At 31.3% G+C, this 17,417-nt stretch carries 13 protein-coding genes; 11 read left to right on the top strand and 2 right to left on the bottom strand.

Annotated features, from left to right (window positions below; genetic code table 11):
- Positions 1-108 precede the first annotated feature (108 nt).
- The gene (locus tag GVY01_RS06155) at positions 109-5,682 is read left to right on the top strand and encodes a YSIRK signal domain/LPXTG anchor domain surface protein (protein ID WP_017638277.1); all 5,574 of its coding nucleotides are present in this window, start codon (positions 109-111) and stop codon (positions 5,680-5,682) included.
- 90 nt (positions 5,683-5,772) lie between these two features.
- Here GVY01_RS06155 and GVY01_RS06150 read toward each other — a convergent pair whose 3' ends face one another.
- A complete protein-coding gene (locus GVY01_RS06150; protein ID WP_017638276.1) occupies positions 5,773-7,035 on the bottom strand; it encodes an NAD(P)/FAD-dependent oxidoreductase in 1,263 nt (420 codons plus the stop codon).
- A 320-nt stretch (positions 7,036-7,355) separates the two neighbouring features.
- On the opposite strand from GVY01_RS06150, the gene GVY01_RS06145 reads away from it, so the two are divergent.
- The 9 genes from GVY01_RS06145 (at position 7,356) to GVY01_RS06105 (ending at position 16,108) form a co-directional block, all read left to right on the top strand.
- Positions 7,356-9,017 carry a putative polysaccharide biosynthesis protein gene (locus GVY01_RS06145; RefSeq protein WP_017638275.1) on the top strand — a complete coding sequence of 554 codons (1,662 nt, stop codon included), beginning with the start codon at positions 7,356-7,358 and terminating at the stop codon, positions 9,015-9,017.
- Positions 9,014-9,706 (top strand): pseudouridine synthase, encoded by a 693-nt coding sequence (locus GVY01_RS06140; RefSeq protein ID WP_017638274.1) that lies wholly within the window; start codon positions 9,014-9,016, stop codon positions 9,704-9,706. The genes GVY01_RS06145 and GVY01_RS06140 overlap by 4 nt, the downstream gene beginning before the upstream one ends.
- 20 nt (positions 9,707-9,726) lie before the next feature.
- Positions 9,727-10,152, top strand: a complete 426-nt coding sequence (locus GVY01_RS06135) for a YtxH domain-containing protein (RefSeq protein WP_017638273.1) — start codon at positions 9,727-9,729, stop codon at positions 10,150-10,152.
- Positions 10,153-10,324: 172 nt separating this feature from the next.
- On the top strand, positions 10,325-11,734 hold the full coding sequence (gene pepV, locus GVY01_RS06130) for a dipeptidase PepV (protein WP_017638272.1): 1,410 nt from the start codon (positions 10,325-10,327) through the stop codon (positions 11,732-11,734).
- A 3-nt stretch (positions 11,735-11,737) separates the two neighbouring features.
- A complete protein-coding gene (dat, locus tag GVY01_RS06125) occupies positions 11,738-12,586 on the top strand; it encodes a D-amino-acid transaminase (RefSeq protein ID WP_017638271.1) in 849 nt (282 codons plus the stop codon).
- Between the two features lie 359 nt (positions 12,587-12,945).
- Positions 12,946-13,737, top strand: a complete 792-nt coding sequence (locus GVY01_RS06120) for a phosphotransferase family protein (RefSeq protein WP_017638270.1) — start codon at positions 12,946-12,948, stop codon at positions 13,735-13,737.
- Between the two features lie 12 nt (positions 13,738-13,749).
- A complete protein-coding gene (trmB, locus tag GVY01_RS06115; protein WP_017638269.1) occupies positions 13,750-14,415 on the top strand; it encodes a tRNA (guanosine(46)-N7)-methyltransferase TrmB in 666 nt (221 codons plus the stop codon).
- Positions 14,416-14,662: 247 nt separating this feature from the next.
- On the top strand, positions 14,663-15,328 hold the full coding sequence (scdA, locus tag GVY01_RS06110; RefSeq protein WP_017638268.1) for an iron-sulfur cluster repair di-iron protein ScdA: 666 nt from the start codon (positions 14,663-14,665) through the stop codon (positions 15,326-15,328).
- Positions 15,329-15,331: 3 nt separating this feature from the next.
- Positions 15,332-16,108 carry a class I SAM-dependent methyltransferase gene (locus GVY01_RS06105; RefSeq protein WP_017638267.1) on the top strand — a complete coding sequence of 259 codons (777 nt, stop codon included), beginning with the start codon at positions 15,332-15,334 and terminating at the stop codon, positions 16,106-16,108.
- Positions 16,109-16,203: 95 nt separating this feature from the next.
- Here GVY01_RS06105 and GVY01_RS06100 read toward each other — a convergent pair whose 3' ends face one another.
- Complete coding sequence (locus GVY01_RS06100) at positions 16,204-16,377, bottom strand: hypothetical protein (protein WP_159333683.1); 174 nt, start codon at positions 16,375-16,377, stop codon at positions 16,204-16,206.
- A gap of 132 nt (positions 16,378-16,509) precedes the next feature.
- Between GVY01_RS06100 and GVY01_RS06095 the strand changes: the two genes are divergently transcribed.
- Positions 16,510-17,346 carry a YtnP family quorum-quenching lactonase gene (locus tag GVY01_RS06095; RefSeq protein WP_017638266.1) on the top strand — a complete coding sequence of 279 codons (837 nt, stop codon included), beginning with the start codon at positions 16,510-16,512 and terminating at the stop codon, positions 17,344-17,346.
- Positions 17,347-17,417 lie beyond the last annotated feature (71 nt).

Below are 17,417 nucleotides of genomic sequence, written 5' to 3'. Positions count from 1 at the left end.
ATTAAATTTAATAGGTTGTGCATATTACAAAGGTGTGCAACCTATTTGAAATCTAAATATAATTCTAATGTTTTACATCATGAAATTACACCTAGGAGGACAATCATTATGAATTTATTTAAACAACAAAAGTTTAGTATTCGAAAATTTAATGTTGGTATTTTCTCAGCATTAATTGCTACAGTAGCATTTTTAGGCGTAAATACTAATAGTGCTGAAGCATCAGAAGTAGAGAATGGGGTTGCTAATAACCAAGTCGATAACGCTGTCGTTAATCAAGAGCAAACTAATAATGTAGACAACCAATTCAGTGACCCAAATCAAGTAGTTGACCCTAACGTTAATCAAGCTACTACTGAGAATAATAACCAAGACGCAACAACTGAAAATATTAATAATCCTGTTGTGAATAGTGGGGAAGGCGTTAGTAATCAAGATAATACTACTACAAATGATGAAGTTAATACCCCAGCCGAAGAAGTTGTACAACCTACCGTTTCGTTAGATGACTTACAAACACCAAAATTACCAACTGAATTAAATAATGAAAATCAAAATAGTAAAGTACCAACAGAAGGTTTAAACAAACCAGTCGCAACAGTAGAAACAAGTCAGTCTCCTAAGAAAAGAAGTAAACGTGACGTGGGAGATAGTACAAACGATAATAATGTAGTAGCTAATAACCAAGTGGATAATGCTCAAAATCAAACATTAAATAATGCTAAACAAGTCGCTACTAATGAAATTAATCAAAAAGCTACTGACAAAAACCAATCAATTAATACTACTGCAGAAGCAACACAAGAGGAAAAGCAAGTTGCATTAACAGACGTTGAACACCAACAATTTAATGCTAATAATAATATTCAACAAGCTGCATCTGAAAACGATGTTACTACAGCAAAAAATAATGGTTTAACTGCTATTGATAATATTACTGTACAAACACATGCTAAAGAAGCTGCACGTAATGCGATTGTTCAAAAGGTAGCTGATCAAATCTTAAATATTAATAATAACCCAAATGCTACAAATGAAGAAAAAGCAGAAGCAGTAAACCAAGTTCATAATGTTGAACACCAGGCCTTAAAAAACATCAATGGTGCTAATACACAAGATGAAATAAATAATATTCAAAATCAAAATGTTACATCAATTGGAAAAGTTGAACCTACTACAACTGTGAAACCAACTGCTATTTCTGAAGTTAATCAAGCTGCAACTGAACATAATAGTACTATTGATGGAAATAGTGGTGCTACAACAGAAGAAAAAGCGAAGGCAAAAGAAAAAGTAAATGGATTAGCAGGGGTTACAACTTATAACATTAATCATTCTTCTTCAAATCAAGAAGTTAATCAAGCTAAAGAATTAGGTATAAATCAAATTAATGCAATTACGCCAGAAACGGCCGTAAAAGATTCGGCGAATGACGAAATTAATCAAGCAGCACAACAACAAAAAGAACATAATAATAATAACTATGCAGATGCTACGACAGAAGAAAAAACAGAAGCTAATAATTTAGTAGATAGTTTAGCCAATGAGGCACATACTGACATTGCAGCTGCTAATACAACAGACGAAGTAAATAATGTGAAAAATAATACTGTACAAGCCTTACAAAATGCTAGCACTGTTGTTGCAAAGAAACCAGCTGCAAGAGACCAAATTAATCAAGCACTAAGTGATAAAAAACAAGCGATTAATAATTCAAATCAATCAACAACAGAAGAAAAAGCTGACGCAATTAATCAATTAGATCCGAAAAAAGCTGAAATTGATAATAATATCAATCAAGCTACAACTAATGATGAAGTGTCAACTGCTGTAACAAATGGTTTAAATGAACTCAATAATATTGAACCTGCAACTGTTAAAAAGCAACAAGCAAAAACAACTATTGCTCAAGATGCAGATAATCAAAAGCAACTTATCAATCAAGATACTAATTCAACTACTGAAGAACATGATGCAGCTAACGCTAAGATAGATCAAGCAGTTGCAAAAGCCAATAATGATATTGACCAAGCAGCTACTAATAATGATGTAGATAATGCTGTTGCAACTAACCAAACAGAGATTAACCAAATACAACAAGATGCTCAAGTCAAACCTGCTGCAAAAGCAGAAATTGCTCAAAAAGTTACTGAACAAGAAACGGTTATACAAGCAACTCGAGGTACAACTACTGAAGAAATTAATGAAGCACTTCAAGCCTTACAAACAGCTAAAACTCAAGCTGACCAAGCTATAGATGCAGCACAGTCAAATGCGGATGTAGAAAATGTTAAAAATGAAGAAATAGCTAAAATAGCTTCAATTTTACCATCACAAGAATACAAAAATAATGCTATGGCTGAAATAGAAAATTTAGGTGAACAACGCAAAGTAGAACTAACTCAAAATCCTGATATGACTAAAGAAGAACGTGATGATACTGTTGATTCAGTAGATAGAGCAGTAGGTCAAGGTACTAATAATGTTTACCAAGCTTTGAGTAAACAATCCGTTGATAATGCTAAAAATGATGCGATTACTAACATCAACCAAGTTAGAGCATTTGTGAATGTAAAACAAGATGCGAGAGACGCAATCAGCCAAGTAGCTGATCAACGTAAACAAACTTTCCCTAATGATGTTCATGCAACTGATGAAGAAAAACAAGAAGCTTCAAATAATGTTGATGCAATTGTTACAAAAGCAAATGAACAAATTAACCAAGCTACTACTGATGCACAGGTAGCGCAAGTTAAAAATCAAGCCATTCAAGATATAGATTTAGTAGTACCACAAAGTAATGCTAAAACGACAGCTTTATCAAATATTCAAACTAAACAGGAACAACAAACATATATTATAAACAACGAACCAAATGCTACTTCAGAGGAAAAAGCGATTGCTTTACAAGAGTTAAATCAAGTAGTTACAAACGCCAATAATGAAGTTAATGCGGCTACTACAAATGCACAAGTGGCTACAGCTGAACAAAATGGTATAACAGCTATTAGTAACACACTTCCAGCAACACAGACTAAAGGTGATGCTAAAGCTGCATTAGATCAAGCTGCTACAAATCAAAAAGCATTAGTAGGTCAAAATCAAGATGTAACTACTGAAGAAAAAGATGCGGCAAATCAATTAATCGATCGAGCTCTTAATAATGCGAAACAATCTGTTACTGATGTAGATAGTGCTATAGATGTTGAAACTAAAAAGAATGAAGGTATCGACAATATCAATCAAATAACTGCAGATACAGGTGTTAAAACTGCTGTAAAACAAGATTTACAAAATCAAGCTAATGCTAAAAAGCAAGAAATTGCTAATAGTCCTTTATCTACTGAAGAAGAAAAACAAGCAGCAAATACAAAAGTTGATAATGCATTACAACAAGGTTTAACAGATGTTACTAACGCTCAAAGTATTGTAGACGTTAATAATGCAGTTAAAACTAACGATGAAACCATTCAAGCCATTCAACCAGAAACTACAGTCAAAGATAATGCTAAAAAAGAAGCTTTAAACATCTTGAATCAACAAAAAGATACAATTTATCAAAATGCCAATGCTACTGCTGAAGAAAAGCAATTAGCTGGTGATAAATTAGATCAATTATCTTCTAAAGTTATCAATAATATTAATCAAGCAAACACTAACAATGATGTAGATCAAGCTAAAACAAATGCAATAACAGAAATCAATCAATTTACACCATCAATTGTTAAGAAAGAAAATGCTAATGAAGAATTAACAGATGCGGCAGATTTAAAACAAGCTGAGTTAGATAAATCTCAAAATAATAGTCAAGAAGATATTGATGATGCTAAACAAACAGTACAAGCTATTTTATCTAAAGCTAAAGAACAAGTGAACCAAGCACAAACTAATCAACAAGTTGATGAAGCTAAAGCTAATGGAATTAATGCATTACAAAATGTTCAACCAATAGGTGGATTAAGACGAGATGCATTAAAAGAAGTTAATGATGTTTACAATGATAAAGTTAATGAAATACAAGATGCTGTGAATGGTACACAAGAAGAAATTACAGCTACATTGATTAATTTAAATAACATAAAAGCTCAAGATGACACAGCGATTAACCAAGCTACAAATGTACAACAATTAACAACTGCCAAAGACCAAGCTTTAAGTGATATTAATAGTTTTGAATTCACATTTACTAAAAAGTCAGATGCCATTACAGAAATTCGTGATGCTTTATCAGCTAAAGAAAATTCTATTAATGAAAATAACAAAGCAACTTCTCAAGAAAAAGATAATGCTATAAATAGTGCTAGAGAACAAGCAAATATTGCATTTATTAACATTAATAACGCTGATACAAATCAACAAGTTGATGATGCAGTGTCAAACGGTAAAGCAGAAATTGATCAGGTCACTCCAGAAGTTGTAACTAAACCAAATGCGATTGAATCTATTAATCAACTTGCTGATCAATTAAAAGAAACATTTGGACAAACATTAGGCGCTACACTTGATGAATCTGAAGAAGCTGCACAAAAAGTAGATACTATTGTTAATAACGCTAACAATGAAATTGAAAATGCAGCATCTGACATTGATGTAGCTCAAATCAAAGCGAATGCTATGAATGATTTAAATCAAGTTGTCATTAATGTTGAACAAATTTCTAATGCAGCAAAAGCATTAAGAGAAGAAGCGGATAAAGTTAAAGAAACAATTGATTCAAATGAAGATGCAGTAGAAAGTGAAAAATTAGCTGCTAAAGAAAATTTGAATAATATTTTAGAAAAAGGTTTAGCTGTATTAAATGTACAAAATACTAATGAAGAAGTAGCGAATGCAAAATCAAACTTTATAGATCAAATTAAAGCTATCAAAGTGGATACAGTTGTTAAACCTAGAGCTATATCAGAAGTAACGAAATTTGTTAATAACCAAGTTGCATTAATTCAAAGTTCAACAAAAGCTACTACTGACGAAAAAGAAGACGCAATTAATAGAGTGAAAGCAATTGAAGATGAATCATTAGCATCAATAAAAAATGCCAATAATAGTAATGACATTAACGAAGTGGTTGAAAATGCTCAATTAAAGTTAGGATCAGTGAATGTTAAAGCTATAATTAAAGAAGAAACAATCAAAGCATTAGATGATAAGATTGCAGAACAAAAAGAAAAGATTAATAATTCACAAGCAAATCAAGAACAAAAAGATAAAGCATTGAGTCAATTAAGCCAGCTTACTTCTAAAATTGGTGAACAAGTAGATCAAGCCCAATCAAATGAAGATGTGTTAAAAGTTAAAGAAGAAACAATCAAACAAATTGAAGCGATTGTTCCAAAAGTAACTCAAAAAACACCTCAAAAAGATCCAAACCAAGAACCGGTAAAAACACCTCAAAAAGACAAAGATAATGATAATGATGTTCCAACTCAACAAACAACAGTCACTGGAAGCAATACTGATGAAGATAATACTCCTATAAAAAATGGAGAAAACATCGATGAACAAGTTACTTCATCAACAGTTGAACAAAGTGAAGAGAACGACAATAACTCAACATCAGAAGCTAAACAATTACCAGAAACTGGACAAAACGATAGTCACATACCAGTGGCAGGAATTGCCTTTGCGGCTGGTGCTGCTATAGTTAGCAGACGACTAAGTCAAAAGAAAGATAAATCAGAATAAAATAGTTAAACTGTAAGTTTGATACAATAAAATCATAAATAAAACAGAGTTTAGGTATTAATCCTAAACTCTGTTTTTATATACAAATATTTATAATAAATTATCATATTTTCCAGCATTTAAACCTGCTACGTGACCAGTAACTAATGCACTTGTAATATTATATCCACCAGTATAACCGTGGATATCTAACACTTCACCACATAAGAAAAGGCCTTTAGACAATTTCGACATCATAGTCTTAGGTTCTATCTCTTTTAAAGAAACACCGCCACCAGTTACGAACGCCTTATCAATTGGTAAAGTTCCATTAACATTAAATGAAAATCCTTTTAATAACTTAACTATTGTATTTAATTGTTGATTTGAAAGATGATGTGATGTTGTTTCATTATCAATTTCAGCTTGTTCTAAAATAAATAACAAATATCTTTCTTCAATTAACCCATGTAGACTGTTTTTAATATATTTATCAGGTTCATCTTTTAATAATTTTCTAATATGTTGTGAAAGTTCATCTTCGTTCATAGTTGGAAAGACATCAAGTGCCATTTTTATATCTTGTTTCTTTTGATTTTTTTGTTCTTTATAAACAAATTGACTACATCTTAATGCAGCTGGTCCACTGACACCAAAATGTGTAAAAATCATATCCATTTGATGACTAATTCTTTTTTTGCCATTCTTTTTTAATACGGATAATTCTACATCTTTGAGACTTAGTCCTTTCAATGTTTTATCTTTAATAAAACGTTCAGGAGAAGTGATAGGTACTTCGGTAGGGAACAATTCTGTAATAGAATGGCCTAGCGATTTTGCAAAAGTATATCCGTCACCAGTCGAACCTGTTTGGGGTACACTCGTACCACCAGTTGCTATAATTAAACTTTTAGATTTATAAGTTTGTTGTGCAGTTTCAACTGAAAAAATACCCTCATTATCTTGTGATACATTAAGAACAGTGGTTTCTTCCTTAACTGTAACATTTTGTTTATTAATCGTATCAACTAAAGTATCAACGACGTCTTGCGCTTTATTTGATACAGGGAACATGCGCCCATGATTTTCTTCTTTGAGTTTTACGCCACGACTCTCAAAAAAATGAATAATAGATTCATTATCAAAAACAGAGAAGGGACTATATAAAAATTTTCCATTTCCAGGAATGTTTTTAATAATTTCTTCATAAGGTAAGCGATTGGTTACATTGCAACGACCACCACCTGAAATTTTTAATTTTCTACCAAGTCCTTTCTTTTTTTCTAACAAGAGAACTTGGTTACTACTAGAGCTAGCGGCAACAGCAGCCATTAGTCCGCTGGGGCCACCACCGATGATGATTGTTTGATACATTTTAACTGCCTCCAATAAATATTCATCACTATTGTATCTGAATAGAAAAATATATGCTATAGAAGTTGTATAATTAGATGACAATGAATAAAATGAGAATTATAATAGGAAACTTGAAGTATCATACATAAAAATCGACTAGCTAAGATTTGAGATTGCTTTTTATTTTATCAAAAGCGTGTTTACTAATAAAAATATGATAAAATCAATTAACACAAATAGTTTTTGTGATATATTTTATATTAATGTAAGCTAATGATAATGAATAAGATATGAAGTTAAATAACTTTAATAAACTTTTAAAGATAGGAAGATAGTTAATGAGCGAAAGTAAAGAAATGGTTCGTGGGACCTTCTTAATTACATTTAGTATATTAATTACGAAAGTTCTAGGTGTTCTATTTATTATTCCGTTTAACCATTTAATTGGTGGACAAGAAAATATGGCACCGTTTACTTATGCCTATGCGCCATATAATATTGCAATAGCTGTAGCAACAGCTGGCGTACCGTTAGCAGCTTCAAAATATGTTGCTAAATACAATGCTTTAGGTGCATACAAAGTAAGTCAGAAGTTTTATAAATCAAGTTTTATAGTGATGAGTATAACTGGTATTCTAGGATTTTTACTATTATACTTCCTAGCACCATATATTTCAGAATTAACACTATCACGTAATGCATCAGATAAAAATGGTTGGTCAGTTGCTGATATTACATGGATTATTAGAATTATAAGTATGGTTGTTATATTTATACCAGTACTAGCAACTTGGAGAGGTATATTCCAAGGTTATAAATCTATGGGACCAACAGCAGTATCTGAAGTTACAGAACAGATTGCACGTGTGATTTTCATTTTAGTCGGAAGTTACTTAGTATTAAATGTCTTTAATGGTACTGTATTAATGGCTAATGGTATAGCTACGTTTGCAGCAGCTATTGGTGCGATAACAGGTATTTTCACATTATGGTATTACTGGAGAAAACGTAAGAAACATATTGATAAAATGGTTTTATCAGATAACACAGATATAAATGTATCTTACGGAAATATGTATAAAGAAATTATAAAATATAGTATTCCATTTGTAATTGTGAGTTTAAACTTCCCGTTATTTAATTTAGTCGATCAATTTACTCATAACGGAGCTTTATCTATTGTAGGCGTATCTTCACAATTACAAGATATTTTCTTTAATATGTTGAATATGTCAACAAATAAAATAGTAATGATTCCTACATCTTTAAGTGCTGGTTTTGCAGTAAGTTTAATACCTTATATTACTAAGACATACGAAGAAGGTCGATTGCATGAAATGCATAGACAGATAAGAACATCTATTGGAGTGCTTATGTTTATTACTGTTCCTGCTAGTATAGGAATTATGGCATTAGCTCAACCATTATTTACAGTTTTCTATGGCTACGATCCAGTTGTTCAAGGTCATGACCCTAACTTTGATGGTAGTAGATTGTTATTCATATATGCTCCAGTAGCAATTTTAATTTCATTATTAAGTGTGACGGCTTCAATGTTACAAGGTATTGATAAACAGAAGTTAACTGTATATGTGATCTTGGGTGCAGTGGCTATTAAGTTGATATTAAACTATCCTCTAATTATGTTATTACGTACACCAGGTGCAGTACTTAGTACGTCAATTGCATTATTATTCGCAATTGGTTGCAACTTCTTTATCTTAAAGAAATATGCCAAATTTAAGTTCAGCTATAGTTGGATTCATTTTGGAAAAATATTCTTGTATTCATTCATTATGATGATAGGTGTAGAACTTGTCTTCTTTATTGGTAAGCTATTCTTAGCACCAAGTAAAGTAGGATATCTAATTATAATTATTGCTGGTGTTATCGTAGGTGCTGCAATTTATGGTGGAATTACAATAAAAACTAAATTTGCTGATGAATTTTTAGGAGAAATACCTGAAAAAATTAGACGTAAAGTTGGGTTCTTACGATGAGAATTGATAAATTTTTAGCTAATATGGGGATTGGCACACGTAACGAAGTTAAACAAAACTTGAAAAAAGGTCATGTGAAAGTTAATGATAGCGTGACTAAATCATCAAAAACCCATATCAATCCTGAAGTAGATATAGTTAAAGTTAATGAGGAAGTTATTAAATATATTGATAAAATTTATATTATGTTAAATAAACCAAGTGGTGTCATTTCTGCCACTGAAGATGACAAAGATAAAACCGTCATTGATTTAATCCCTGAGTATCAACACTTGGGGATTTTCCCTGTCGGTAGATTAGATAAAGATACAGAAGGTTTATTGCTTATTACTAATGATGGGCAATTTAATCATGATTTGATGAGTCCTCATAAACACGTTCCTAAAACTTATGAAGTTGTGTCTCAAAATTCCATATCGGAAAATGATATTAAATTATTCGAAAAAGGTATAGAACTTTCTGATGGAAAGGTGAAGCCAGCTCAATTAGAAATAATTGAAAACAAGCTCTCACGTGTTACCATATATGAAGGTAAATACCACCAAGTAAAAAGAATGTTTCATGAGATAGAAAATGAGGTATTAAAATTAAAACGTATTAAAATAGCTAATTTAGAGTTAGATGAAACACTCGAATTAGGAGAATATCGTTTATTAATAGAAAATGATTTTAAATTATTGTTAAACTAAAGAAAGAGAAGGTGTAATTTATGGCAAAAGGTACAAATTTATTTAGAGTAGTTCTAGGTTTAGGCGGCGCTGCAGCAGCAGTATTATTATCTCGTAAAGAAAGTAGAGATAAATTAAAAGAACAGTATAATCAATATAAAGAAGATCCAGAATCATACAAAGCAAATGCTAAAGATTTAGCTAATCAATTAAGTACGAAAGCTAATGAAACAATTCAAGACGTGAAAAACGATCCTAAAGGTTATGCAGAAAGATTAAAAAATGACCCTAAAGCTTTCTTAGAAGAAGAAAAAACTAAATTCACAAACTTAGATGATAAAAAAGAAGACGACCTAGACGAAGGTAAGTTTGATGATGAAGGTGGCGCAACAGTAAATAATAATTTACGTGTCGTTTCAGAAGATGACTTAAAAAATAATAAAAATGCGTTAGATGATAACAAATAATATTGGTTAACTTGAAACCCTATGTACTATTTCCAATAAGAGATAGTACATAGGGTTTTATTTAGTTATAAAAATTTAGAAAATTTCGTAATATTTCTGACGTCTTACTGTAGTTTCCTTGTAACTTCATGTAAAATAGTAAATAACTTATAAAAAAGGAAGTCGAATTCGAATGTGGAAAGAAAAAGTTCAAGAATACGAAAACCAAATAATTGAAGATTTAAAAGGTTTGTTGTCGATTGAAAGTGTAAGAGATGACAGTAAAGCTAGTGATGATGCGCCTGTAGGACCTGGACCTAGAGAAGCATTAGACTATATGTATAAATTGGCTGAAAGAGATGGATTTTCTACTCATGACGTAGAGCATATTGCCGGACGTATAGAAGCGGGTAACGGTGACGATCTCTTAGGTATTCTTTGCCACGTCGACGTAGTACCTGCTGGTGACGGTTGGGATTCAAATCCATTTGACCCAGTTGTTACAGACCAGTCAATCATAGCAAGGGGTACACTAGATGATAAAGGACCTACAATAGCAGCTTATTATGCAGTTAAGATTTTAAATGATATGAAGGTCGACTGGAAGAAACGAATTCATATTATTATTGGAACTGATGAAGAATCAGATTGGAAATGTACAGACCGTTATTTCCAAACGGAGGAAATGCCTGCACTAGGATTTGCACCAGATGCTGAATTTCCTGCTATTCATGGTGAGAAAGGTATCACTACATTTGATTTAGTTCAAAATGAAATGGCTGAAGATGTAGATGAACCAGATTATGAATTAATTTCATTTAATTCTGGACAACGTTATAACATGGTTCCAGATCATGCTGAAGCTAAAGTTTTAGTTAAAGAAAACATGACTGATGTTATTCAAAACTTTGAATATTTTATAGAATCAAATCAATTACAAGGTGAAAGCACAGTTGACAGTGGAATTCTTATTTTAACTATTGAAGGTAAAGCTGTTCATGGTATGGATCCTTCATTAGGTGTAAATGCTGGCTTATATCTATTAGAATTTTTAGCTACATTAAACTTAAATAAAAGTGCTAAAGACTTTGTAAACTTTAGTAATCAATATTTACATGTTTCTCATTTTGGTGAAAAAATGGGTATGAAATTCCATACTGATATTATGGGCGAAGTTACTACTAATATAGGTGTTATCAATTATGATAATGAAAATGCTGGCCGATTTGGAATAAATTTAAGATATCCGCAAGGTTTTGAATTTGAAGAAGCTATAGAACGTTTTACTAATGAAATTAAACCATTAGGATTTAGAGTAGAAATGGGTAAAGTTCAAAAACCACACTATGTAGATAAAAATGATCCTTTTGTTCAAAAATTAGTAACTGCATATAGAAACCAAACTGGAGATATGACAGAGCCATACACAATAGGGGGAGGCACATACGCCAGAAACCTAGACAAAGGTGTCGCTTTTGGGGCAATGTTTAATGATTCAGAAGACTTAATGCATCAGAAAAATGAATACATCACGAAAAAACAACTATTTAATGCAACGAGTATATACCTTGAAGCGTTATACTCATTATGTGTGGAGGGATAATTTATGACAAAAGTTTTTATTAATGGTGAATTTTTAAATCAAGATGAAGCTAAAGTATCATACGAAGATAGAGGATATGTTTTTGGTGACGGAATTTACGAATATATTCGTGCTTACGAAGGTAAACTATTTACTGTAAAAGAACATTTCGAGAGATTTTTAAGAAGTGCTAACGAAATTGGATTAGATCTTACTTATACAGTTGATGAATTAATTGAATTAGTTCGTAAACTCTTAGAAGTAAATGATGTTAAAAATGGCGGTATTTATATTCAAGCTACACGTGGTGTTGCACCTCGTGAACATTCATTCCCAACACCACCAGTAAAACCGGTTATCATGGCATTTACGAAAAGTTATGATAGACCATATGAAGATTTAGAAAATGGTATTTATACTATGACAACAGAAGATATTCGTTGGTTACGTTGTGATATTAAAAGTTTAAACCTATTAGGTAATGTTTTAGCTAAAGAATTTGCTGTTAAATACAATGCTAGTGAAGCGATTCAACATCGTGGAGAAACTGTAACAGAAGGTGCTTCAAGTAACGTATACGCCATTAAAGATGGAAAAATATATACACATCCTATAAATAATTTTATTTTAAACGGAATTACGAGAAGAGTCATTAAATGGATTTCTGAAGATAAAAATATTCCATTTATTGAAGAAACGTTTACTGTTGATTTCTTAAAAAATGCAGATGAAGTTATTATTTCAAGTACGTCTGCTGAAGTTATGCCAGTAGTTAAAATTGATGGGGAAGATGTCGGAGATGGTAAAGTAGGCACTGTTACGCGACAATTACAAGAAGGATTCAATCAGTATATAGAAACACATAGTATATAAGTTGAACATTTATCAAAATTTCCACAACTATCTCACTCTAAATATGTTATAATCTAATTCAAAGTAGTTTTATAAATATTTAATGAGCGGACTAGTAAAATGTGTCTTTTAGTTTCTCATTTTTAGTTGAAATATGATGGTAAAAATTATAAAATCTTCTATGAGTGATATTAAATGAGGACGCAATTTTCAAGCGTATTTTTAGGGACAAAAATATACGAAATAGCCAACTCACAAAAACTGTAAAATAAATTTTAACAAGCGTGTAGAGCGACTATACGGTTTATATAAATTAGAATATATGGCTCTTGAAAACATATTTCTGGAGCCATTTTCTAATTGAAAGTGAGGTGAACGTGTTGGAGCAGTTTTATCAGTTAGGGTGGACATTAGATTCAGCTGGAGGCGCTTCTGGAGAGGCCTATATGGCTGAACAAGATGGACAAAAGTTGTTTTTAAAACGAAATACGAATCCTTTTATTGCAGCTTTATCTGCAGAGGGTATTGTACCTAAACTTGTTTGGACAAAAAGAATAGAAACCGGCGAAGTAGTTACGGCGCAGCATTGGAAAAACGGTCGCGAATTAAGTGCGAACGAAATGCATCAACCTAGAGTAGCCAAAATATTAAAAAAAATCCACAATTCTAAACCATTACTTACAATGTTAAAAAGAATGGAAATGGAACCTATTACGCCAGAGATTATGCTTAATAAAATTAATGCCTCTTTATCTAGAGAAGTGTTAACACATCATGTTGTTAGAAAAGCATTAACATATTTAGAAGAGCATATACCAAATTTAGATTCTCGTTTCTTTACTGTCGTACATGGTGATGTTAATCATAATAATTGGTTGTTATCTGATAGAGACGAACTATTTTTAGTGGACTGGGAAGGTGCAATGATTGCAGATCCAGCTATTGATATCGGAATGCTGCTTTACAATTACGTTCCCGAGAAGAAATGGTCTAAATGGTTCGAAACTTACGGCGTACAAGAAAGTTTGAACTTGAATAAACGTATGAAATGGTACACTGTGATTCAATCAATTGGTATGGTTCAATGGTATGAAGAACAGAAACGTTTTAAAGATATGAATACATGGCTTGAATTTTTAAATGAAGTTATGAATAGTAACTTATTTATTTAAGGAGATTTGATTATGAGAGTTCGCTACAAACCATGGGCGGAAGATTATTTAAAGGACCATCCAGATTTAGTAGATATGGATGGTTCACATGCTGGACATATAGAAGAATGGTTTGATAAGAAGCAACCTATTTATATAGAAATTGGCTCCGGTATGGGACAATTTATCACTACACTTGCCGCACAACATCCAGAGATTAACTTTATTTCAATGGAACGTGAAAAGAGTGTTATGTATAAAGTGCTTGATAAAGTAAAAGAGCAAAACTTAACAAATCTCAAAATGATTTGTAATGATGCGATAGAACTTAATGAATATTTTAAAGATGGGGAAGTTTCTAGAATATATCTAAACTTTTCTGATCCTTGGCCAAAAAGACGTCATGCTAAACGTAGATTGACTTATCATACATATCTAGCGCTTTATAAACAAATTTTAATTGATGATGGTGAAATTCACTTTAAAACTGATAATAGAGGTCTTTTTGCCTTTAGTTTAGAAAGTATGTCTCAATTCGGAATGTATTTTACAAAGATGAATTTAAACCTTCACGAAGAAGACGATGAGGATAATATCCTTACCGAATACGAACAGAAGTTTTCGGATAAGGGTTCTAGAATATATCGAATGGAAGCAAAATTTCATAATAATATTCAGCCAAATACTGATAATATATGATTATAAGCCTGAGACATTTATTGATGTCTCAGGTTTTATTTTGTCCAAGTTTAATGATTTAAATTAAAACTAGCGACATTATTTTAGTTATTAGGATTAATTTCATTAATATTATTTTAACTTTTTAAAAAAATTGACTTTCAAAATTTTGTAATATCTTTTCGACAAATAAGTGAATAATTTCACAAACGTAATTGATAATGAATATTATTTAGTATAATTAAAAGTGATCAAGGGAGGAATAAAAATGATTAATAAAGATACAATTGTTGCTGACGTCGTAACCGACATGCCATTAAGTTCCGATATTTTCAGAAAATATGGTATTGATTTTTGTTGTGGAGGCAATATTTCAATTGAGCAAGCCGTTGAAAATAAAAAAGTTGATGTACAAACTATCTTAGATGAAATTAACCAGTTACCTAATGAATCACAAGGTAATATCAATGTTAAATATCTTGATGTGCCATCATTAATTCAATATATACAGTCTCGTTATCATGAAACGATGCGTGAGGAATTTAAAAATCTATCTCCATACGTTACAAAAGTAGCTAAGGTACATGGACCTAACCATCCATTTTTAATTGAATTGCAAAATTTATATCGTCAATATAGAGATGGAATGCTTGAGCATATGGATGAAGAAGATAATCACGACTTTCCAGCATTAATCAAAATTTCACGAGGGGAACACGTTGATGATGCTTCGAAAATTATAGAAAGCCTAGTTAATGACCATACACAAACTGGACAATTATTAGAGGATATGAGAGAACTAACTAATCAATATCAAGCACCTAGTGAAGCGTGCCAAACTTGGAGACTCGTATATAATCGTCTTGAAAATTTAGAGCGTGAAACACATGAACATGTTCATCTTGAAAACCATGTCTTATTTAATAAATTTTAATTAATGAAAGGGTGTTTAATATATGGTAAAAAAGTTGCAGGTCACACATTTTTAGCTCAACTCGGGAAAAAACGTTTACGTCCAGGTGGAATTTTAGCTACCAATTGGTTAATTGATAAAGGTTGTTTTTCAAATGATAAACGTGTTTTAGAAGTTGCATGTAATATGTGTACAACGTCTATTGAATTAGCTCAAAAATACCAATGCCAAATTGAAGCAGTTGACTTAAATAAAGCAGCATTACAAGTTGGTCAACAAAACGTAGATAAAAACGATCTAAATGACTATATTCATCTAACACAAGCAAATGCGATGGATTTACCTTTTGAAGATGAAAGTTTCGATATTATTTTAAACGAAGCAATGCTAACAATGTTACCTTATAAGGTTAAAGAAAAAGTATTAAAAGAATATTATCGTGTACTTAAACCTAATGGAATTGTACTTACACACGATATTGCTATTATAAATCGAGATAATGAGGACGTTATAGTTAATGAATTGAGTAAAGCAATCAATATGAAAGTGACGCCTTTAACGTTAGAAATTTGGTATAGTTTATTTAAAGATGCAGGATTTTCACAAGTTGAATCAAAAATAGGACCATTATCATTGATGTCACCAGTTGGCATGTTAAGAGATGAAGGTTTACTAGGAACTTTAAAAATTTTAAAAAATGCATTAAAAAAAGAAAACCGTCATATGTTTATAACTATGTTTAAAACAATGCGCAAACATAAATCAAATATGAATTATATTGTTCACGCTATTAAAAAATAGTTAAAATTAAAACGATTGATAACCTTAACATAGATAAAGATGTAAGGTTAAAGAAATCATTAAAATAAGACAAAACCCATCAAAAGGGTCTTGTCTTATTTTTTACTTTTTAAGAACATCATACTTATGAATGGTATTAAATTGGACAAGATGATGATGTTATAACCTAAATTTGATGAAACAATTGACGTTGAATAAATAAGAATGAGTTCAATAATAATAAAAATTGTCGTAAACAACAGAATAATCTTATTACGTTTAAATTGCATTATTGTCCTCCATATATTTAATTGCTTTAAAATGTACAATAAGAACTTTAACATTAATTGCTATATATACGTTATTGTATTAAGTTTGTTAATAAGAGTAAATTTAGTAAATGAGTGGGAGGGTGTCTTTTTATGAAATTAGGAGCATTAACTATTAACGATATTAATGGGGGTAATACTCATATTGATGGAGGTGCCATATTTGGCGTTGTACCTAAACCATTATGGACTAGAAAGTATAGTGTGAATGATAAGAATCAAGTTCATACACCAACACATCCAATTCTTATTCAACATCCTCAATATAATATTTTAATCGATGCAGGTGTAGGTAATGGTAAATTAACTGACAAACAAAAAAGAAATTATGGCGTAACTCAAGAAGGCTTTATAAAAGAAGAATTACAATATTTTGGTTTAACGCTTGATGATATTGATATTGTGTTAATGACACATTTACACTATGATCATGCTGCTGGACTAACTGATTCAAATGGAAATGCACGATTCAAAAATGCTACTCATTATATTCAACAAGACGAATGGCATGAATTCTTAGCGCCTAATATACGTAGTAAAGCGACGTATTGGGAAAAGAATCAAGGTGATTATCAGGACAATATTATTTTATTTGATAAAGAGATTGAACCGGTATCAGGAATTAAAATGATACACACTGGTGGTCATAGCTTTGGTCACTCTATAGTTACTATTGAAAGTGAAGGAGAAAAAGCTGTGCATATGGCTGACATCTTCCCAACAGTAGCACACCAAAATCCATTATGGGTTACCGCGTACGATGATTACCCAATGACTTCAATTCGTGAAAAAGAAAGACTCATACCTTATTATGTTTTAAATGATTACTGGTTCCTCTATTATCATGACGAAAACTATTTCGCAGTTAAATATAATCACAAGGATCATTCAATTACATCATCTATCAAACGTTCATATCGTCAGTATTAAGTTGAAAAAAGGTTATAGTTTAGTTCATTAAGAAAAGTGATACTATAATGAATAAACTATAACCTATCATT

Origin of the sequence: Staphylococcus sp. 8AQ (assembly GCF_902506595.1) — a bacterium.
Classification (GTDB): domain Bacteria; phylum Bacillota; class Bacilli; order Staphylococcales; family Staphylococcaceae; genus Staphylococcus; species Staphylococcus pasteuri.
The sequence above is the reverse complement of the archived record's forward strand: the minus strand, read 5'-3'. Positions and strand labels throughout refer to the sequence as shown.